The sequence below is a fragment of the Megasphaera cerevisiae DSM 20462 genome (genome assembly GCF_001045675.1).
Lineage (GTDB): Bacteria > Bacillota > Negativicutes > Veillonellales > Megasphaeraceae > Megasphaera > Megasphaera cerevisiae.
In genome coordinates, this window is sequence record NZ_LEKT01000005.1 from 52,112 (window position 1) to 74,173 (window position 22,062).

The following is a 22,062-nucleotide window of genomic DNA, read 5'->3' on the forward strand; positions in this document are numbered from 1 at the left end:
GAAATTATAGAGTTAGTATATAATTCCATCCGGCCTGCCGGACAAGAGCTGCCATGTCAGCAGGTAAATGGGAATTAATCGTAATAAACTGATGAGTCATGGGATGTATAAACTGCACGCAATACGCATGTAAGGCTTGACGATTCATCAGAAGTCGTGAGCCTCCGTATAAATCATCTCCTACCAACGGATAGCCTAAATAACTGGCGTGTACCCGGATTTGATGTGTTCTGCCTGTATGCAGGCAAACCTGAACCAGACTGTATGATGCGCCGGCTGCAAGACAGGTAAAATCAGACCATGCGGCCTTTCCCGTCAGCAAAACCTGACGTTTAATAATACTGTCAGGACAGCGTCCAATAGGAAAATGGACAGAAACCGAGGGGCTGGGAAATCGGCCCTCGGTGCAGGCGAGATATAATCGCTTGTATCCGTAATCGTTTTTATCAAAAGAAGATTGGATTTGCGGTTCTTTAGCGATCATGCACAACCCTGACGTATTTCTGTCCAGTCGGTGCATCGGATGATAGGAACAGTGCTGTCCCGTTTGCTGGTAATAGTAAGCAACACCGTTGGCAAGTGTGCCGTCGTGTGCGCCGGAAGTGGGATGCATGAGCAGTCCTGCCGGTTTGTCGATGACCAAAAGATAGTCATCCTCATAAGCAATTGAAAAATCAATCGGTTCAGGAGTAAAAGAATTTTTTTCAGGAAGTTCGACTCGGAGGACATCCCCGGTCTGAACAAAATCTCTTGTCGATGCCGGCCGGCCGTTGATTGTACACTGCCCGGCATGTTTGATGCGGCGGCGCAGTGAAGATGAAACACCGAAATGACGTAAGGCTCCAAGAAAGGAGGTCGGTTTAGTAATGAATCCAACTGTAAAATGAATCATTTATATATCCTTTATCATTATTCTATACCTTATTATACATAACAGATACAAATAAATCCATATATTTTTCTGCCTACGTGGGCTGTTTTTCAGCCCATGACTGATCAAAGAGCCATATGCCGCAATAAAGTCATAGAACAGAAAAAATAAAAGGTAGTTGACGGGATACTATTGAATATATTATTATAAAAGTCGTTATGTATATTTGAAAGAGTACAGCATATATACGTGAATATCATGGCCATATTGCTATATCAGTTGTGCCATAAAAGAAGGAATTTGAAGGGTATATAGAGAATATTATAATCGTCAAGTAATTTTAGAATACAGGTGATGGGCGTGAAGAGGTTTTCCAATGAATTTATTGAAGAGGTGCGTCAGGCCAATGACATTGTCAGTGTCATATCGGAGTATGTTGTTCTAAAACGGCGGGGACGCAATTTTTGGGCCTGCTGCCCTTTTCATAATGAAAAAACCGCTTCCTTTAGTGTTGCTGCAGATAAAGGCTTTTTTTATTGCTTTGGCTGTCATGCATCGGGAGATGTCTTTAAATTCATTATGCTGAAGGAAAATATTTCTTTTGCAGATGCAGTGGCACGTTTGGCAGAACGAGCGCATATTGTCCTTCCGGTGATGGAAAAATCTGCTCGGGAAATAGAGCAGGAGCGTTTGACGCAGCATCTTTATGAAATTAATGAAATGGCTGGAAATTTCTTTCATAATTGTCTGGTACAAACCCGTTATGGGGCATCGGGACTTGACTATTTTCACCGCCGGTATGTTACAGATGAAACTATACGGGAGTTTAAACTTGGGTTTGCTCCCAATGAATGGAATAAACTGACCGATGCGTTTATTAAAAAGGGTATCTCCGGCCGTGATTTGGTTACACTGGGTCTGGCTAAGGAGAAAAATGGACGCTTTTATGATGCCTTCCGGGGGCGGGTGATGTTTCCTATTCGCGACGGACGGAGTCGGATTATCGGATTTGGCGGTCGAGTACTGGATGATAGTAAGCCCAAATACCTGAATTCGCCGGATACTCCTATATTTAATAAGCGGCGAATTTTATTTGCCATGGATTTGGCTCATAAAGCGATGTACGAGGAAGGCCGGGCAATTCTTGTCGAAGGGTATATGGACGTCGTATCCGCTCATAATAAAGGTGTCCGCAATGTAGTGGCCTCACTGGGAACTGCCTTTACGCCGGAACAGGCCAGGCTTGTACAGCGTCAGGCCAAAGAGTTAGTCTTGGCATACGATATGGATGGAGCGGGACGCCAGGCAACACTGCGGGCGATGGAAATCGTGCGCGGTATGGGTCTCAAAGTTCGTGTCGTGTCTCTGCCGCAGGGGAAGGATCCGGATGAATATATTAATAGTGCCGGACCCGAAAAATTTCGCGAGGCCGTTAGCGCGGCCCCCCATGTTTTGGATTATATGCTGCAGACAGCCATGAGCCAGTATGATAGTACGACTTTGGAGGGAAAATCATCCGTTACGGCAACGGTTTTGCCCGTGTTGGCAGCTGTAGATAATCGTGTGGTTCTGGAAGCTTTTTTGAAGAAAATGGCACAGAATCTGCAGATTGATGAGAATGCCGTTCGCAGCGAATTCAATAAATATGTGGATAAGCACCCAGAATCAGGACAGCAGCAGGTGGTAATTTCCACCGCTGTTTCTCATGAAAACGCGGCAGCGCGGGGCAGTGGGTCTATGGCGGTAGCAGAAGAAAATATTTTAAGATTTATCTTGGAAAAACCTGCATCCTGCGGGCGTATCCAGCAGAAAATTGATGTTGCATTTTTTATGGATGAAAGGCGGCGCAGAATATATCAGGTCATATTGGATATGTATACACACCACGGGATGTACACGAAAGCTGACATCCAGGAAAATTTAACTCCCGGGGAGGCCGAAGAAATAGCAAGAATTATGGTTTTGCAGGATGTCCCAATGGATGAAACGGTTTTGATGGATTATGTCAAGCGTTTCCGACTGGCTGAACTGCAAAAACAGTATTTAGAACACAGCAAGCGGGCTGCCGAATACAGCCGGAAAAATGATCCGCAGGTCATTGAAGAGCTGGCAGCATGCAAAAAAATAAACGAAGAAATGAAGCAATGGTCTTAGGGAGCAGAAAGGAGCATGCACATCATGGTGAAAAAAACGATGGACACGTTGGGGGATACATTGGTAGCAAAAGAAAATAAAAGAAAAAATATAACAAAACGTACGGCGAAACACAAGGCGTCAAGGAAAAAGGAACCGGCAAAGCAGCTGTCTGAAAAAGAACGTCAGGAACTGGCTTTGCAGCATATCAAGCAGCTGCTTCAGACTGGACAGAAAAAGGGCAGTCTGACGTATGCGGAAATTATGAATGTCATGGAAGAGGATGAGCTGACGCCAGATCAGATAGACAAAATGTATGAAGTATTTGCTGATAAGGGAATTGATATTATCGGCGAAGAGGACAATGTCAATGATCATGAGGAATTGGATGAAGAAGAAAGCGAAGAAGTACCTGATTTGCGTAATGTGGACTTGAGTGTACCGGAAGGAATCAATATAGATGATCCTGTGCGGATGTATTTGAAGGAAATAGGCAGGGTGCCGCTGTTATCTGCTGATGAAGAAATATCGTTGGCGAAAGCCATTGAACGAGGAAATGCAGAAGATGCGGTAGAAGATGACATTACGGCGGGGGGGATTGCCAAGAAAAAACTGACGGATGCGAATCTGCGTCTTGTTGTCAGTATTGCCAAACGTTACGTCGGTCGGGGCATGCTCTTTCTGGATCTGATTCAAGAAGGCAATCTAGGTCTTTTAAAGGCAGTAGACAAGTTTGACTACACTAAAGGATATAAATTTAGCACGTATGCTACGTGGTGGATTCGGCAGGCCATTACCCGCGCTATTGCGGATCAGGCTCGTACCATTCGCATCCCGGTGCATATGGTTGAAACAATCAACAAGCTTATCCGGATTTCCCGCCAGCTGCTGCAGGATAAAGGACGGGAACCACTGCCGGAAGAAATTGCCGAAAAGATGGATATTCCTGTCGAACGAGTTCGGGAAATTATGAAAATCGCACAAGAGCCGGTATCTTTGGAAACCCCAATCGGTGAAGAAGAAGACTCTCATTTAGGTGACTTTATTGAAGATCAGGAAGCCATTGCGCCGGATGATGCGGCTTCTTTTATTCTGCTGAAAGAGCAGATAGAAGATGTATTTTCCTGTTTGACTGACAGAGAACGAAAGGTCCTCTACTTGCGATTTGGTTTAAAAGATGGCCGTCCCCGTACGTTGGAAGAAGTGGGACAGCATTTTAACGTTACCCGTGAACGCATTCGTCAAATTGAAGGAAAAGCGTTGAGTAAGCTGCGCAATTGGGGAAAACGGGAAAAAATTAAAGATTTTCTCTGATAATTAGGCCTTGACTGATACAAGAGATTTGCGTATAATAGGCAGGTAGGGTTTCTCAGGCCTTACCTGCTTTTTGGGCCTATAGCTCAGTGGTAGAGCCACCGGCTCATAACCGGTTGGTCCTAGGTTCGAATCCTAGTAGGCCCACCACATCGTACTCATCCGAACCAGGCAATCTTAGTCGTACAGGAGTTGCTGGTGGCGGTAAAGATTCGTGGTACTTATGTTGAATTTCGATATAATCTGCGAAGATAATAATACGGCGAATGAAAGTTTGAAATATATCAATCTTTCGTTCGCTGTATTTTTTATTTGGAGACGAATTGGCAAGCTAAGTGTAATAACTATTGAATAATATGCTCGTACTAAACACATATTCTCGCCTGCTTTATGACAGACACATTCTGGCGCTCTATTAAGCTTGCGTATTTATGACCAGCTTCCAGCTCGGTTTATTACAAAAACTTCACAGTTCTGTCACACCTGGTATCAGTGTATTGTCCTCTCTGTTTTTTATGATATACTATAGGCATACCAAAAAAGAAAGGGTGGTAACAATGAAAAAGAAATTAGCATGTCTTATGACGATTTTTACCGTTGGTGCAGCTGGTGCGGCTTTTGCAGCACCGCAGACCGAATTTCAGAATGGAGAAGTTCAAATTGATGCTGGCGCATTCAACGCCAAAGCGTCCATGAGTGATCATTCTGATGATACTAAATGGAATTTTACCGGTGGGGTAACCTACGGTGTCTCTGATAAGGTAGCTGTTCAGTATAACTATTCCGATTTGCAGACAAAAAGCAGCTATGGAGACGGAAACGCAACTAAAGGCAATCAGCAGGAAGTCAATGTGTTATATTCAGTCCGTCCTAACGTCGCTGTTTACGGCGGTTATAACCGCATTGACAATGATTTTGGCGGCGGATTCAGCAAAACAAACAACATCGCCCAAGTTGGCGTCATTGCCAAAGCTCCCATTGCTCCCAAACTCGATGTCTATGGAAAAGTAGCGGTTGGCACAGAACAGACGACAATTTGGGAAGCCGGTCTTGGCTACAATGTGACAAAGGATTTAGATATTAATGCTGGCTATCGGTACATCAATACAAAGGCAGGCACGGATGGGGACGGGAATGACCATAATATTTCTTATAAAGGCTTTGTTGGCGGCCTGTCGTATCGTTTTGGCGGACTTTAAAACGATATAAAGCTATGGATATCTGCCAATAATGCGGCTGCAGAGAATTCGTACAAACTCCCTTTTTGGACGGACAAGTGAAATCAACAACTTGTTGTCCGAAGGGAGTTTTTTTCATGAGAGACTGTCGGTATTTTTCTTGTGCAAGTATTGTACATACGCAGTAATCACGCTATAATATAACTTAAATTATAGAAATAAAGAGTGTATTTTTTAGCAGGTACACTGATGAAAATAGTAAGATATTTATGGATATGTCAGGAGTGGTGAAATGAATTTGACAGGCCGTCTTGGTGCTGCAGCAGATCTTGTTCCGATAGGGAAATGCATTGCCGATATAGGTACTGATCATGGATATATACCCGTATATTTATGTGAATCCGGTATCTGTCCCCAGGCTGTGGCCGCCGATATTGCTGCAGGTCCCTTGCGGGCAGCTCAGGCGCATGTGCGTGCGGCAGGGCTGCAGAACCATATTGACTGCCGTCTCAGTGATGGCTTGCATTGTCTTTCCCCTTATGAAGTGGAGGGGGTAGTCATTTGTGGTATGGGAGGACCCTTGATGCAGCGAATTCTTGAAGAAGCGGGATCGGTATGGAACAGTTTGCAATTTCTTGTTCTGCAGCCTATGAGCGGATGTGGTTCTGTGCGGCGTTTTTTATATGAGTCAGGATGGCATATCGATGCAGAAGAGCTGGTACGGGAAGATGGCCGGCTTTATGAGGTCCTTCGGGCTGTACCAGGTCAAAGGGAGCTTCTGCCGCTGTGGATGTATGATGTAGGACCTGTCAATTGGGCAGAAAAAGCGGCATTATTATCTGATCTTATTGATAAGATCATTCGAAGAAAGCAGCATATTCTTGAAGGTTTGCGCCGGAGCCGCCGGAATATGACAATGCAAATACAGGTGCTGGAAGATGAAATTAAGTCTTGGGAGGAACGAAAATGGCAGTGCAGTTAAAGAAAATTGTTCGTGAAATAGAAGCGCTGGCGCCACTGACTTTGAAAGAAAAATGGGATAATCCTGGACTTCTTATCGGGAACCCAGAACAAACCGTTTCCAAAACAGTAATTACGCTGGATGTTATGATGGACACGGTGGATTATGCTGTAGAGCATCAGGCGGATCTGATTATCAGTCATCATCCTATTATTTTTGACGGATTGAAATCCTTACGTACAGATACTTATGATGGACAGATGTATCAGAAGCTTCTTAGTCATCATATTGCAGTGTATTGCTCACATACACCGCTGGACAGTGCTGATGGGGGTGTCAATGATATATTGGCCGGTCAGATTGGGCTGGAGGATATTAAAGGGCTGGTGCCAGTACAAGAAGATAAGCTTTTTAAAATTGTGGTCTATGTGCCGCGCGGCGGCTATGGAGAGGCAGTGCGCAAGGCTTTGCATAAGGGCGGAGCAGGTTATATCGGAAAGTATAGTGATTGCTCCTTTACGGCACACGGTATCGGCAGATTTAAGGCTCATGAAGGTACACATCCGTTCGTCGGTACTGTTGGATCATTGGAAAAAACAGCAGAACTGCGTGTTGAAACAATTGTGCCGCAAAGCAGATTGTCAGAAACACTGGGGGAAGTGTTAAAGGCACATCCGTATGAAGAACCGGCATATGATGTGTATCCATTGGCAATCAGGGGACATGTATGCGCTATGGGGCGTATTGGTCTGTGGCCGACACCAGAACCGGCGATGCAGGTATTGAAAAAAATAAAAGAGGCGCTGCATTTAAAGGTTCTTCCTTATGCCGGAAATATGGATACCCTTGTAAGCAAGATTGCGCTTTTAGGCGGTGGTGGTGCTGGGTTTATGCAGCTGGCTAAAAAGGCAGGGGCGCAGCTGTATTTGACTGGTGATGTCAAATATCATGATGCGCAGAACGCGGTGAAACTGGGACTTATTATTGCCGACGGCAGTCATTTCGGGACGGAGTTCCCGGTGGTACAGGCGTTAAAGAAATATTTTGAAAAAAGGGATCGGGCCTGCGGCTGGGGTATCGAATGGATAGAAGACCCGACAAGCAAGGATATGTTTGATCATTGTATATAAACTCATGTGAGAACTGGAAGAAGAAAAAGGCAGAAATGATGATATCGAAGAAAAGAGGAATGAGTATGACAAAAGAAGAGCATTTGAAACGGCTCATGGAAGATCCGATTTATGCTATTATGGGAGAAGAATTGTCATTAGGACGGAAAAACCTGGATATAGCCCGAGCTTTGATCAAAGCTGGCGTGAAAATTATTCAATATCGTGAAAAACACAAAACATGGCGGGAAAAATATGCCGAAGCGACAGCTATTTCTAAGCTATGTCATGAAAATAATGTTACTTTCATCATGAATGATTCGGCTGATTTAGCGATTATTTGCCATGCTGACGGCGTTCATGTCGGGCAGGACGATGCGCCGGTTCAAATTGTAAAAGACTTGGCCGGACAGGATATATTTGTCGGTGTTTCAACCAATACGACAGATGAAATGGAAGGGGCTCTCTTGGACGGAGCTGACTATATTGGCTTTGGGCCTATGTTTCCTACCCAGTCAAAGAAAGATGCGGATGCTGTTGTTTCATCAGAAGCCAGAAACTTTGCTTTGCAATTTGAGCTTCCTGTAGTGACAATTGGCGGTATCAGTCTTCAAAATATCAGTGGTTTATATCAAGAAGGATTTCGTTCGTTTGCCATGATTAGCGCTGTTATTTCTCAGCCGGATATTGCCAAGGCAGTAAGTGATTTGCGTCAGGCAGTGCAGGATGCATAATTTTTTAAATTTACAAGTAGAGAAAATATTTTTACAAGTTGGATATTTTCAGAAGGATTTCTCCTTTTCGCTGTTGAATTATATAAGAATAAGGGAAGAGACTGCAGGAGATGGGGCCATACATTTCTCCGGTAGAACTCCCTCACGAAAGGAAGGGATGTTTTATGGCAACAATCGTCAGAGGAAAAAACTTAGAAATTACAACCGCTTTAAAAGACTATGTGCTGAAACGTGAAAAGAAAGTAACCAAGTACTTTGATAATGAAGTGGGCGTGCAAGCCTTGCTGTCTGTAGAAAAAGACCGTAAGGTTGCAGAAATTACATTAAAGGTTGATGGCGTTGTTCTTCGCGGAGTCGAGGCCAATCAGGATATGTATGCGGCCATTGATTTGGTGTATGATAAAATGGTTCGCCAGATCCATAAATATAAAACAAAGATTGCCCGGCGCATGAAAGACAGTTCGTTTAATGCTGCTCTTGTTAATGATTCGGCAGAGCCGGAAGAGAAATTTGAAATTGCCCGAGTGAAAAAATTTGCTGCGCGGCCGATGGATGTGGAAGAAGCCATATTGCAGATGAATCTTGTGGGACATGATTTTTTCGTTTTTCTCAATGCGGAAACGGATACAATCAATGTTGTGTATAAACGGAAACATGGCCAATACGGGCTTATTGAACCGGAATATTGAGCTATATCAGTAACTGGGTATAATGCAGTAAAAAGGCTGTCGTGGAAATTCACGGCAGCCTTTTCAAGTTAACGAATTGCGCATTGCTTATTTGTTCTTCAAGACGCTGATTTGAGATTTTAATTGAATGGCATGCTGAAATTCATTTTGAATTTCAGGACTGGGTTCCTTGCCAAGTTTACTGACAATATAAATAGCCAGCAGGGAAAAAAGAAAACCTGGTACGATTTCATACAGCCCGAACCAGGCAAATTGTTTCCAGATCAGGACCGTCATACCACCGACAATGATGCCTGCCAGTGCACCATTTTTGGTCATCCGTTTCCAATACAGAGATAAGAGGATTGTTGGGCCGAAAGCAGCGCCAAATCCGGCCCAGGCATATGACACCATGGTAAGAATGTAGCTATCAGGATTCAGCGCCAATACGATGGCCAAAGCGGCTACGACCAGAACTGTCAGCCTGCTGACATGTATTAGCTCGCGGTCACTGGCGTTTTTTCGCACGAAGGTATGGTAAAAGTCCTTGGAAATTGCTGAGGCTGTGACTAAAAGCTGGGACGAGGCAGTACTCATGATAGCAGCAAGGACAGCGGATAAAATAAGACCTGTCGCAAAAGGCGGGAATAACTGCTGGCTCATGATCAAAAATACTTTTTCTGTATCTGCCCCGGTAAGCGGGGTTGTAACAACTATTTTGCCGACAAGACCGACAAGGACGGCAGCGGCAAGCGAAATAATGACCCATGTCATTGCGATATGCTTGGATTTTACTAATTCATCAGGGTTGCCAATGGCCATAAAACGGACTAGGATATGTGGCTGGCCAAAATAACCCACTCCCCATGCCAATGCGGAAATAATGGCGATTACTCCTGTGGCGCTGGTATCGGGTATCATATCAAATAATTGCGGTGAAGACGCGGCAATTCTTGCTGCGACCTCACCAGGGCCTCCGACGGCGGCCATGCCGACAACAGGGACTAAGACAATAGCTAGGAACATCATACAGCCTTGAATGAAATCCGTCCAGCAAACAGCCATAAAACCACCCATGAATGTATACACGACGACGACACCGGCGCTGAGAAGCAGTGCGGAAAAATAGGATATGCCAAAGACTGCTTCAAAAAGCTTGCCGCCGGCGACAAAGCCAGAAGAGGTATAAATAAGAAAAAAAATAAGAATGAAAATGGCAGAAATAATGCGGATCAGGTTTTGATCATCATGAAACCGGTTTTTCAAATAATCCGGCATCGTAAGACTGTTGTTGGCTATTTCCGTATAATTGCGCAGACGCTGAGAAACAAAATGCCAATTTAAATATGTGCCGATAGCGATGCCGATTGCTATCCAAGACGCTGAAACACCCGTCGAGTAGGCAAGCCCCGGCACTCCCATCAGCATCCATCCGCTCATATCAGAAGCTTCGGCACTCATGGATGTGATCCACGGACCGAGGCTGCGTCCTCCTAAAATATAATCGCTCAAACGCTGCTGCGAGCGGGAATAATATACGCCGATAGAAAGCATGGCCAGCAGATAAATGGCAAAAGCTATCAATACGGCGATATCAGATTGCACCATAAAAAATTCCTCCTTCTATTTTCAGAATAAAAATATCATTATACCTTTGTTATGTTTGTATATTAAATATAACAAATAAGATAGCGATGTTCTTATTTTACTGTACTTTTGTGTGCCAAGCAAGTACCTTTGGCCGAAGGTATGGAATCACTTGCCATTGAAGACGTTGTATGATACATTCAATAACACCAATGGTATATAAAATTTCACCTCCAAGAAAGAAGCGCAAAGCATATGAATATATTAACAGCAACACATGTAAAGAAGTCCTATGGCCCCAGAGTCTTATTTGACGAAGTTAATTTTACCGTTGCGGAAGGGCAAAAAACAGGCCTTATCGGTCTAAATGGTGCCGGTAAAACGACACTGCTTAAAATTGTTGCCGGATTCGTTGAGACAGACAGCGGCAGCATATGGAAAAATCAAAAAGCGCGTATTCATTTTTTGCCGCAGGAACCGCAGTTTATTGCGGGGCATACTATATTGGAAAGCGTTCTGGATGGAGATATTCCTGTTATGCGGCTGTTGCAGCGCTATGAAGAAGCGGTACGGCGGAATGATGATCAGCTTGTACTCAAGCTGACTGGAGAAATGGAAGCACAGCATGCCTGGGAAGTGGAGCAGCATGCTAAAATCATTTTGCAGAAATTGGGAATGGAGAATTTGACGCAGCTCGTCGATACACTATCCGGAGGCCAGCGCAAACGGCTGGGATTGGCGCGAGCTTTGATCATGCCTTGTGATCTTCTGATTTTGGATGAACCGACAAATCATTTGGATGATAAGACTATCCTGTGGTTGGAGGAATATCTCCGTGACAGCAGAGCAGCGCTGCTCCTTAGTACGCATGATCGTTATTTTCTGGACTGCGTTGTCGATTCTATGATTGAATTAGACAGAGGGCATGTATATACGTATTCCGGAAACTATGGCCAATATTTGGAATTACGGCAGACGCGGCTTGATCAAGAGGCGGCTTCGGAGGCTAAAAGACATAATCTGATACGCCGTGAAACTGCATGGATCAAACGCGGCGCGCAGGCCCGGTCCACCAAACAAAAAGCTCGCCGTGACCGATATGAACAAATTTGTGCCATTGAATCAGGGAAACCAGTCGGAAATATTGAGATCTGGGATACGTCTGCGCGATTGGGAAAAACGATTCTGGACATAGATAATGCGGCCTTTGCGTATCTCGGGCACGGCACATTGTTCCGGCATGTTACCTATCACGTGGCGAAGCATGATCGTATTGGCATTATAGGTGAAAACGGCGTAGGAAAATCGACTTTTCTTAAAATGCTGGCAGGGCGTCTGCAGCCGACTGAAGGAACTGTGAGTGCCGGCAGCACTGTCAAGTTTGGCTTTTTTACACAGCAGCTGCCGGAATTTGATGAAAACATGCGGGTTATAGACTATATAGAAGAACATGGCAGCTATGTTGTAAACCAGTTTGGTCAGCAGATTGCAGCCTCACGCTTATTGGAACAATTTCTTTTTACTGAAGAAATGCAATACACATATATTTACAAACTAAGCGGCGGTGAACGACGCCGGCTGTACTTACTGCGGCTGCTCATGGATCAGCCCAATATGCTGCTGCTGGATGAGCCGACCAACGATTTGGATATCCCTACTCTGACGGTTCTTGAACGATATTTAGACACCTATCAAGGTGTGGTTTTTGTTGTATCACATGACCGGTATTTTCTGGATCGTGTAGCTGACAAGCTGTTTGTATTGGGGAATGGCATTTGGACTCGATACGATGGTGATTATAGTGAATATCTGGAAGAAAAATTTTCCCGCCGTGACGATAAAAAAGAAGCTAAAGATGCCGCTATAGCGGTACATACGCCAGTTGTATCTAAGAGAAAAAAAGAAGGGCTGACCTCACGTCAGCAAGACGAATTGGCATGGATTACCCGGGAACTGCCGCAATATGAAGCTATGCTGCAAGGATTGAACGCAGCTATCGCAGCCGCTGGCAGCGACTATGAAAAGGTAGAATCACTGTTGCAGGAACAAGGGAAAACACAGAAGCAAGTTGATGAGATGACAACGCGCTGGTGTGAGCTGGAAGACCTAAAAGGATAGGTGCTGCCGATGCGGAGAGAGGCTGTCTTTCTGACGGGTATAAACAGGCTTTTTCATCGCGCATAAAAAATCAAATAAAATAATAAATGCATACAGTATGCAAAATATGTATAGAATTCATATCAAACTTGATACAAGAATTCTTTAAAAGCAATGGAAATTCATGGCGGTTTGTATTATCCTATATATATTATGAAATAAAAGTTTGTGAAGGAAAGTTACATAGTTTATTCTTGTTTAGTCATGACTAAGAAGGAGAAGAAAATGCCTGAATTTCATTCCAGATTTCAAGAGCTGCAGCGTCGTGTTCCTATCGATGAGCACAACTGCTCCGTCAAATTTGACGAAACTAAGTGCAAAAATTGTACATTGTGTCGCAGAGCCTGTGCTAATACGCAAACGGTAATGGATTATTATTATCTACCCAGTACTGGTGATATGCCTTTGTGCGTACACTGTGGACAATGTGCCTCTGTCTGCCCCTTTGGTGCCATTACAGAAATAAACGACGTTGCAAAAGTCAAAGCGGCCATTGCGGATCCTGATAAAATTGTGATCTTTCAAACGGCACCGGCAGTTCGCGTCGGCTTGGGTGAAGCCTTTGGCATGGATCCAGGCACCCTGGTGGAAGGAAAAATGGTTTCTGCTCTCCGGACCCTCGGAGGGAATTATGTTTTTGATACAGATTTTGGCGCTGATCTGACTATTATGGAAGAAGCAACGGAACTATTACATCGGCTGCAGTCTGAAGAAATCCCGATTCCTCAATTTACCAGCTGCTGTCCTGCCTGGGTTGAATTTGCCGAAACCTTTTATCCCGAACTGATTCCGCACTTGTCTTCGACAAAAAGCCCAATCAGTATTATGAGTCCGGTTATAAAAACATGGTTTGCCCAAAAGAATAATATAGATCCTAAAAAGATAATCAATGTCTGCGTGACACCGTGTACTGCGAAAAAAGCAGAAATCCGCCGTCCTGAAATGAATGCGTCTTCGGTGTTTTGGGATATGCCAGAACTGCGCGATACGGATATCTGTATTACAACACGGGAATTAGCCGAATGGATTCAGGAAGAAGAAATTGATTTTACGAATCTGGAGGAAAGCCCTTTTAATAAAGCCTTTGGTGATTCGTCTGGCGGTGGTAAGATTTTCGGAAACTCCGGCGGTGTCATGGAAGCGGCGATCCGCACGGCATACTATTTCTTTACGGGACGAAAAGCATCAAAAGATTTTATTCCTTTTGAACCCGTGCGTGGTCTGCAGGGCGTAAAAAAAGCCACTGTCGTATTTGGACACTTCGTTATTCATGTCGCGGCTATCAGTGGTTTAGGAAATGCCCGTGCTTTTATTGATGACCTTATCAAACATGATTCCTTTGAGGAGTATTCATTTATTGAAGTCATGGCCTGCCCCGGAGGGTGCATTGGCGGCGGCGGGCAGCCTAAGGTGAAACTGCCGCAAGTGAAAAAGGTGCAGGAAGCACGTGCGTCTGCCTTGTATAAGACCGATGCGGAAACCGATATGAAGGCTAGTTGGGAAAATCCGGAAATTCAGGAGTTATATACGCGATTTTTGGATGAACCGCTGTCTGAAATGGCCGAAATGGCATTGCATACGTATTTTACAGATAAGTCAGATCAACTGGGAAAAATGAAAAAAGTAACGCCGGAAACCAATCCCATGTCGACAAGATTTAAGCCGCATACAGAAAACAATATATAATTAATAAGGAATCTGCTTTATTGGGGCAGTTTTTTATAAATTATGTGAAAATAGAAAAGTTTGATTCATCAAAACTGTTTTTTTTACAGAGCGGATGAGTCAAGCTTTTTTGTATTGTATAGAAAACAGAAGGTTATTTCGGAAGGATACTATGAAAACAATAAAAATATAACTTATTGTTAACAAGAAACAAAGAAATCTTAAAACAGCCTTAATGATAAAACTACTCAATTACCATTGACATAAATTATTGTTTTATGTATAATTCTAATGGTGTTAAGAAATGATGCACTAGACAAAAATCAAAACATTGTGATTTAAAGGCAGTAAAAGAGAGGAAACAAGGAAGACTCGCCAATGAACCCTTTGGAAAAATGATGTATATTGTTTTTGTCAAAAAGAAAATTCATTTTCATTTAGAAAGGGAGTAATGACATATGAAATCCAAAGTAGCAGCAGCATTAGTTGCAACCATGGCAGTAGGCGCAACTTGCGCATTTGCAGCAAACCCGTTCGTTGATGTGCCGTCCGACAGCTGGGCATATAAATCCGTTGTAGAATTAGCGGATGCCGGCATCATCCAGGGTGTTGACGGCCAGTATTTTCAGGGACAGCGCAACATCACGCGGTATGAAGCGGCCGAAATGGTAGCCAAAGCAATGGCACACATGGACAAGGCTTCTGTGGAACAGCGCGCTTTAATCAATAAATTAGCTGATGAATATGCCGATGAATTGAACAACCTTGGTGTTCGCGTATCCAATCTCGAAAATAAAGTTGGTAACGTCAAATTGACCGGTGATGCCCGTATTCGGTATCAGCATCAGAGCAACAACGCTGATTACAAAAATGATGCCGGCTGGGATTATCGGGTACGGATTCGTGCGAATGCTCAGGTTAATGACCGCACCACGGTAACCTATGGCCTCAGCACAGGCGATCATAATTTTGCTGATAATGAATCTGCTTCCGGCAACAGTGATGTTTTCACAGATGATGCGAAAGTAGATTATACGGTGGGCAGCTGGAACCTCAGCGCAGGCCGTACCGACACCTATGTTTTGGGTAATTCTTACGGCTATCAGTTTGGCGACGTGTTTGACCGTGCCGAATTGAAATATGATAATGGCAAATTTGCAGCTACTGCTGGTTATGGTAAATTTAAAGAAGGCGACGATGCTGCGGCAGGCGGCTTACTCGGCGTCAAAACCGGCTATGGCGAATTAGAAGGCTTCTTTAGCAACGGCTCGGCTGTTGGCGTATATTACAATGACTTTACCCGTGCGGGTGACGCCAGCGGCTATGGTTTCCGCGCAGACGATCTTTGGGGAGCTTATACCAGCATAAATCTTGGCTCTAAGTTCAATGTGTTGGCAAATTATGAAAAAATAAATGCCGACAAGACTGCTGAATTTAAAGCAGATCCGGAAGTTTGGATTGGCAAGTTGACCTATGGTTCGGCTGATGGTGAAAAGAAAGGCACATGGGATGCATGGGTTGAATACTTAAATGCAGATAAGGGAGCGTTCCTTGGCGGTGCTACGAATTCATGGCGTGATAACAGTGTTCTTGATGGTGTGAAGTCGTGGGGTGTTGGTATTGATTATGCATTGGCCAAAAATGTTGTGCTGACGGCAGCACAGACCTTTGGGACAGAAGCTAAGGGCGGCGGCGACGATCCGGATGAATTCACTGATATTGAATTAAACTTCGCATTTTAAAGGATGCATTGTAAAAGGTAACAAAAACCTATGTAAATGGGCTGTAAATAACAGGCACGAACCGCTTTATTATGCGGTTCGTGCCTGTTTTGACATGCGATGACAATTCGGGTACACTAGCCACGTGACCAGGAAATATAAACGTGGCATACGGTCACAAAAGCTGACAAATTTCATGTGCTGCAGGGAATTCAGAGAGAGGAAACAAGGCAGACTCGCCAATGAACCCCTGAAAGCTATTCTTGGAAGCTTTTTAATAATGGCATTAAGCCGAGAACCATTTTTTTTTGAGAAAGGGGTACTTTCGCATGAAAAGCAAAGTAACAGCAGCATTAGCTGCAGCCATGGCTGTAGGTTCCGTATGCGCATTTGCAGCAAACCCGTTTGTCGACGTACCGGTTGACAGCTGGGCCTATAAATCTGTCGTGGAATTGGCAGATGCAGGAATTGTGCAAGGTGTGGACGGTCAATATTTTCAAGGAGGCCGTAATATTACGCGGTATGAAGCGGCTGAAATGGTGGCCAAAGCGATGGCACATATGGACAGAGCTTCTGTGGAACAACGGGCCCTTATCAACAAATTAGCTGACGAATATGCTGATGAATTGAATACGCTCGGTGTCCGCGTATCTAATCTGGAAAACAGAGTGGGTAATGTGAAACTCACCGGGGATACACGTATTCGCTATCGCTATCAGAAGGATGGCAAAGAAAACGACAGTTCCTGGGACTATCGAGTTCGACTTCGCGCCGATGCCAAGGTCAATGACAGCACCAGTGTATCTTACGGCCTCAGCACCGATTCCGTCAGTTTTGCCAATGACAACGCTGCCAACAGCGACGGCAATATTTTTACGGACCGGGCTAAAGTTGATACGAAATTTGGTAATTTGACAGCCAGCGTAGGCCGCACGGATAAATACGTATTAGGCAACGCGTATGGCTTAAACTATGGAGATGTGTTTGATCGTGCTGAATTGAAATACAGTACTGATAATCTTGCGATTACAGCCGGTTATGGGAAATTTAAGATGAATGGCAGTGATAAGTCCTTTGCCGGTAATGATACGGCAGGGATTGATGGTGTGAAAACTGGGTATGGTGAATTGGAAGGCTTCTTTGGCAAGAACGCGGCGGTTGGCGTATACTACAACGACTTTACCCGTGCAGGCGGCAGTAACGCCTCTGATACATTCCGTGCGGATGACCTATGGGGGGCTTATGCGAGTCTCAATTTTGGCGCTAAATGGAATCTCCTGGCAAACTATGAAAAAATCAGCGATAATTCCTATGATGACCCCAATCTCTGGGTAGCGCAGCTAACCTACGGTAAGGCGAATAAATCTATCCCGGGTTCGTGGAGCGCATGGGTTGAATATCTGAATGTAGAAGATGGCGCATATTTAGGCGGCAGCACAAACAGCTGGAGATTTGACAGCAAGGCGCTGAACAATATCGAATCCTGGGGTGCCGGCGCTTCCTATGTAGTAGCTAAAAACGCTACGTTTAACTTGTATCAATCCTTTTCTTCCAAATGGAAGGATAACAAGAGCAAGACTGCTGATCCTGAAGAACAGACGCGGGCAGAATTTGTATTTACCTTTTAATTAGGTTGTACCGCAAAAAAAGCAATTGATGCAGACTGAGAAATTTGCAACATTGCGGCATAACACAATAATAAAGGGGGCTTTGTATCAAACCGCAGGGGCTGCAAGCGGTATGAATAACAAGGCCCCCTTTTTGGTATAGCGGTAATGAAAACCATTGTATATATAGGAGATAGACTTTTCTTGTATAATTTTTACGCATTTTTACCATGTTTTGACAAAAAAATAAATTTAGGTTATAATGACAGCAAGGTTGGGGTACGTATGTAGGCACCAACTGAGAAAGAGCAGAAAAACGACAGGACTCAGGGAAGTAAAAGAGAGGAAACTAGGACAACTCGCCAATGAACCCTTGAGAAATAAGTTTGGATGCTCGTCTGTAACGGTGTTATACCAAAAACTTATTTTTTTTAGAAAAGGGGTAATTACACATGAAATCAAAAGTAGTAGCAGCATTAGTTGCAACCATGGCTGTAGGCGCTACATGCGCATTCGCAGCAAACCCGTTCGTTGATGTACCGTCCGACAGCTGGGCATACAAATCCGTCGTAGAATTGGCAGACGCTGGTATCATCCAGGGCGTTGACGGTCAGTATTTCCAGGGACAGCGCAACATCACTCGGTATGAAGCAGCTGAAATGGTAGCCAAAGCGATGGCACACATGGACAAAGCTTCCGTTGAACAGCGCGCACTGATCAATAAATTGGCTGATGAATATGCTGATGAATTGAACAACCTCGGTGTTCGCGTATCCAACCTTGAAAACAAAGTTGGCAACGTAAAACTGACAGGGGATGCTCGTATTCGTTATCGCTACCAGAATGATAATTCAGCTAAAGAAAATGATAACTCTTGGGATTATCGTGTTCGTATCCGTGCTACGGCCAATGTCAATGACCGTACGACGGTTACATATGGCTTGAGCTCTAATAATATCAAATTTGGCAGCGATAAGGCTGCATCATCCGACGATGACCATATTTTCACGGATATGGCTAAGGTAGATACGACCTTTGGCAAATACCTGACTGCCAGTGTAGGCCGTGATGCTGTCTATGTAATGGGCAATGCCTATGGCTATAACTACGGCGATGTATTTGATCGTGCACAGTTGAAATACAACAACGGTAAAATTGCCGCAACTGCTGGCTATGGTAAATTCAAAGAAGATAGTACGGGATATGCAAATGATTTGCTTGGTGTAAAAACTGGCTATGGCGAATTAGAAGGCTTCTTTGGTAATGGTTCTGCTGTTGGCGTATATTATAACAGCTTTAATGGTCAAAAAGATTTTAAAGCAGACGATCTCTGGGGCGCGTATGCCAGTGTAAACTTTGGTACCAAGTTCAATGCCTTGGCTAACTATGAAAAAATCAGTGCTGATGCAACGACTACCACGAAAGATGATCCGGAAGTTTGGATTGGCAAGTTGACATATGGCAAGGCTGCTATTGCTACACCGAAATCTTGGGATCTGTGGGTTGAATACTTGGATGCGCAGGCTGGTGCATTCCTCGGCGGTTCTACAAACTCCTGGAGATTTGCTAACATGGATAACATCAAATCTTGGGGTGCTGGTGTCGACTATACATTTGCTAAAAATGCAATGTTCAGCGTCATGTCTTCATTTGGTACTGAAACAAAAGATGGTAACGCTAAAGATCCAGAAGAACAAACACGCGCTCAGTTCGTGTTCGCATTCTAATTCAAGTATGGCAGCAATATCAAGACCACTCAGCAATGGGTGGTCTTTTTTTATATCTTTTCCATCATTCCGTAGGGGCGCAATTCATAGCGTCCGTCCACCATTTTCCGTAGGGGTGCAATTCATAGCACCCGCATCCTCCAATGAAAAAAAACAGTATGGTCTATGCGTGAAGATCATTTGTTGTTGTGACAGGTTCAAATATGGTATAATACATATAATTATAGAAGAGGAAGGATGAGGCATACGTTGAAACAGTTTTTGGAAGATGCAAAAATCGTGATACACGAAGCGATTATTCCGACCGTATGGAGAATGGTCTTTTATGCACCGCAGATTGCCGGTGCTGCCCGGCCGGGTCAGTTTGTCAATGTACAGAAAACTGGTGGGCAGACCTTTCTGCGCCGTCCTTTTGGTATTGTAGATGCCGATACAGCGGCGGGCACGGTGACGATTATATATCGCGTTGTCGGTGTGGGGACCCGGGAAATGGCGGGCATGCAATGCGGTGACATCATCAGTGTAGAGGGGCCGTTAGGAAAAGGGACATTTACGACGGCACCGGGCCGGGTGCTGCTGGCCGGCGGCGGTGTGGGACTGGCGCCGCTTATTTTTTTGGCCAAGCAGCTGAAAGATCCCATCGTACTTGTGGCGGGAAAAACAGCTTCTGAAACCTTTTGGACTACATTTTTTGAATCGTACGCTCATACCCTATATGTCACGACCGATGATGGCTCACGGGGGCAGAAAGGGTTTGCTGTGCAGGCCTTGCCGGTCATATTGCGTGAAAACCAGATCGACCGCATTTCCGTATGCGGTCCGACTGTCATGATGCGGACTATCGCAGATACCGCGGCATCGTATGGAATTGCCTGCGAGGTATCTATGGAAAAACGCATGGCTTGCGGCATTGGCGTCTGTCTTGGCTGCACCTTTGAAGGTAAGCGGAGCGGCAAGCGCTATAAGGTCTGTTCGGATGGTCCGGTTTTTCCGGCGAGGGAGGTTTTTTGATGAAGCAGGAACGGATAGCCGTCGAATTTGCCGGCATATCGATGAAGACTCCCGTCATGGGAGCATCGGGAACCTTTGGGTTTGGTATAGAATACAGTGATTTTTTGGATATCGATACGATTGGCGCTATTATTTCAAAAGGGATCACGCCATTGCCGCGGGCCGGCAATGACGGCGTGCGTGTAGCCGAAACCCCATCGGGAATGTTGAATTGCATCGGGCTGGAAAATCCTGGAGTTGATGCCTTCAAGCGGGATATTCTTCCGCAGCTAAGCAGACATGATACGCCACTGATTGTCAATATTTCTGCCGGTACAGCGGAAGAATACGGTGAGTTGGCGTCGAAACTGAACGTAGACGGCGTGGCGGCGCTGGAAGTCAATATTTCCTGTCCCAATGTCAAAGAGGGCGGTATTGTGTTTGGTACTCGGCCCGAGGCAGCGGCAGACGTGACGCGCCATGTCAAGGATGCTTCACATAAGCCGGTCATTGTAAAACTGTCTCCCAATGTGACGGATATTACGGTCATGGCAAAAGCCGTGGAGGCCGCCGGCGCGGATGCGATTTCTCTGATCAATACACTTACCGGGATGGCTGTAGATATTCATACCTGGAAGCCTCTTTTGGGAAATATAACGGGAGGTCTCTCCGGACCGGCAGTCAAACCGGTCGCCTTGCGGATGGTATGGCAGACGGCCCGGGCCGTGCAGATTCCCGTACTGGGAGTTGGCGGCATCGCGTCCTGGCAGGATGCTGTCGAGTTTATGCTGGCAGGTGCCAGTGCTGTTGCCGTTGGCGCTTACAATTTTGTCAATCCAAAAGCCGTGGCCGAAATCGCGGCTGGAATGGATCAATATTGTGAAGAAAAAGGAATTGGACATATTAGTGACATTATCGGCAAGATTAATGATTGACACATATACCTGTTTTTGATAAAATCTAATTGTGTTTGATATATTCTTTACTAATAAGGAGATGCACTATGAGTATTGTTTTATGGACTGGTACGGAAACGGTTTGTAAAATGCAGGAAATCAGTGTGTCTAAGTGAATACGGCCCAAAGGTGATTGCATCACTTTTGGGTTTTATTGTTCTTAAGGAGGGGTTTCTTTTGAAGGTAGGTTTGGTTATGGGAAGCGATTCGGATTTTCCCGTCATGAAAAAAGCCTTGGATATTTTTAAGGAATTTGGTGTAGCCTGCGATGTACTGCTGGCTTCGGCCCATCGTACACCGGCGGCAGTACGGGAATTTGTTACTACGGCAGAAACACGGGGAATCAGCTGTATTGTGGCGGGGGCAGGTATGGCGGCTCATCTGCCGGGAGTGGTTGCCAGCTTTACAACGCTTCCTGTTATTGGCGTGCCCCTGGAAAGCGGCAGCTTAAAGGGAATGGATGCGTTATTGGCCATCGTGCAAATGCCGTCTGGCATGCCTGTAGCGACCATGGCGATCAACGGCGCCAAAAATGCGGCATTAATGGCGGTACAGATCGGGGCGGTAAGCGATCCGGCATTGGCAGTAAAATATAAAGCCTATCGGGAAGATATGGCATCTCAGGTCATAGAAAAAAATAAAAAACTGCAGGAAACGATTCAATCCATGTGATCTACATTCTAC

General features: G+C 44.8%; 17 protein-coding genes and 1 tRNA gene. 16 read left to right on the forward strand and 2 right to left on the reverse strand.

The genetic code is table 11. From position 1 onward, the window contains the following. Positions 1-4 precede the first annotated feature (4 nt). Complete coding sequence (locus tag AB840_RS02605) at positions 5-892, reverse strand: RluA family pseudouridine synthase (RefSeq protein WP_048513276.1); 888 nt, start codon at positions 890-892, stop codon at positions 5-7. Between the two features lie 333 nt (positions 893-1,225). Here AB840_RS02605 and dnaG point away from each other — a divergent pair, with 333 nt between their 5' ends. From dnaG to hpf, 8 genes are all read left to right on the forward strand, one after another. Then, positions 1,226-3,025 carry a DNA primase gene (gene dnaG, locus AB840_RS02610; protein ID WP_234984808.1) on the forward strand — a complete coding sequence of 600 codons (1,800 nt, stop codon included), beginning with the start codon at positions 1,226-1,228 and terminating at the stop codon, positions 3,023-3,025. A 24-nt stretch (positions 3,026-3,049) separates the two neighbouring features. Next, positions 3,050-4,318, forward strand: a complete 1,269-nt coding sequence (gene rpoD, locus AB840_RS02615; protein WP_048513277.1) for an RNA polymerase sigma factor RpoD — start codon at positions 3,050-3,052, stop codon at positions 4,316-4,318. A 75-nt stretch (positions 4,319-4,393) separates the two neighbouring features. Then, a tRNA-Ile gene (locus tag AB840_RS02620) sits at positions 4,394-4,468 on the forward strand. Between the two features lie 407 nt (positions 4,469-4,875). Beyond that, positions 4,876-5,517 (forward strand): porin, encoded by a 642-nt coding sequence (locus tag AB840_RS02625; RefSeq protein ID WP_053078126.1) that lies wholly within the window; start codon positions 4,876-4,878, stop codon positions 5,515-5,517. 271 nt (positions 5,518-5,788) lie between these two features. Further along, entirely contained in the window at positions 5,789-6,478 is a 690-nt protein-coding gene (locus AB840_RS02630) for a tRNA (adenine(22)-N(1))-methyltransferase (RefSeq protein WP_048513278.1), read from the forward strand. Further along, a complete protein-coding gene (locus AB840_RS02635; protein ID WP_048513279.1) occupies positions 6,463-7,587 on the forward strand; it encodes a Nif3-like dinuclear metal center hexameric protein in 1,125 nt (374 codons plus the stop codon). Before AB840_RS02630 ends, AB840_RS02635 begins: the two co-directional genes overlap by 16 nt. A gap of 65 nt (positions 7,588-7,652) precedes the next feature. Then, positions 7,653-8,300: a thiamine phosphate synthase gene (thiE, locus tag AB840_RS02640; RefSeq protein WP_048513280.1), complete on the forward strand. Its 648-nt coding sequence runs from the start codon at positions 7,653-7,655 to the stop codon at positions 8,298-8,300. 164 nt (positions 8,301-8,464) lie between these two features. Beyond that, positions 8,465-8,989, forward strand: coding sequence for a ribosome hibernation-promoting factor, HPF/YfiA family (hpf, locus tag AB840_RS02645; RefSeq protein ID WP_048513281.1), 525 nt, complete (start codon positions 8,465-8,467; stop codon positions 8,987-8,989). An 87-nt stretch (positions 8,990-9,076) separates the two neighbouring features. Here hpf and putP read toward each other — a convergent pair whose 3' ends face one another. Next, on the reverse strand, positions 9,077-10,576 hold the full coding sequence (gene putP / locus AB840_RS02650; protein ID WP_072061733.1) for a sodium/proline symporter PutP: 1,500 nt from the start codon (positions 10,574-10,576) through the stop codon (positions 9,077-9,079). A 234-nt stretch (positions 10,577-10,810) separates the two neighbouring features. Between putP and AB840_RS02655 the strand changes: the two genes are divergently transcribed. The 8 genes from AB840_RS02655 to purE all read left to right on the forward strand — a co-directional run bounded on the left by AB840_RS02655 (position 10,811) and on the right by purE (position 22,050). Further along, positions 10,811-12,673, forward strand: a complete 1,863-nt coding sequence (locus tag AB840_RS02655; protein WP_048513282.1) for an ABC-F family ATP-binding cassette domain-containing protein — start codon at positions 10,811-10,813, stop codon at positions 12,671-12,673. Between the two features lie 264 nt (positions 12,674-12,937). Beyond that, positions 12,938-14,398 carry a [FeFe] hydrogenase, group A gene (locus AB840_RS02660; RefSeq protein ID WP_048513283.1) on the forward strand — a complete coding sequence of 487 codons (1,461 nt, stop codon included), beginning with the start codon at positions 12,938-12,940 and terminating at the stop codon, positions 14,396-14,398. Between the two features lie 437 nt (positions 14,399-14,835). After that, on the forward strand, positions 14,836-16,119 hold the full coding sequence (locus AB840_RS02665; protein ID WP_048513284.1) for an S-layer homology domain-containing protein: 1,284 nt from the start codon (positions 14,836-14,838) through the stop codon (positions 16,117-16,119). Between the two features lie 308 nt (positions 16,120-16,427). Then, entirely contained in the window at positions 16,428-17,726 is a 1,299-nt protein-coding gene (locus AB840_RS02670; RefSeq protein WP_048513285.1) for an S-layer homology domain-containing protein, read from the forward strand. 431 nt (positions 17,727-18,157) lie between these two features. Continuing rightward, positions 18,158-19,432 carry an S-layer homology domain-containing protein gene (locus AB840_RS02675; RefSeq protein ID WP_048513286.1) on the forward strand — a complete coding sequence of 425 codons (1,275 nt, stop codon included), beginning with the start codon at positions 18,158-18,160 and terminating at the stop codon, positions 19,430-19,432. Between the two features lie 249 nt (positions 19,433-19,681). Beyond that, positions 19,682-20,443, forward strand: a complete 762-nt coding sequence (locus AB840_RS02680; RefSeq protein WP_048513312.1) for a dihydroorotate dehydrogenase electron transfer subunit — start codon at positions 19,682-19,684, stop codon at positions 20,441-20,443. After that, positions 20,443-21,357 carry a dihydroorotate dehydrogenase gene (locus tag AB840_RS02685; RefSeq protein ID WP_048513287.1) on the forward strand — a complete coding sequence of 305 codons (915 nt, stop codon included), beginning with the start codon at positions 20,443-20,445 and terminating at the stop codon, positions 21,355-21,357. The genes AB840_RS02680 and AB840_RS02685 overlap by 1 nt, the downstream gene beginning before the upstream one ends. A gap of 198 nt (positions 21,358-21,555) precedes the next feature. Continuing rightward, positions 21,556-22,050, forward strand: a complete 495-nt coding sequence (gene purE, locus AB840_RS02690) for a 5-(carboxyamino)imidazole ribonucleotide mutase (RefSeq protein WP_048513288.1) — start codon at positions 21,556-21,558, stop codon at positions 22,048-22,050. Positions 22,051-22,062 lie beyond the last annotated feature (12 nt).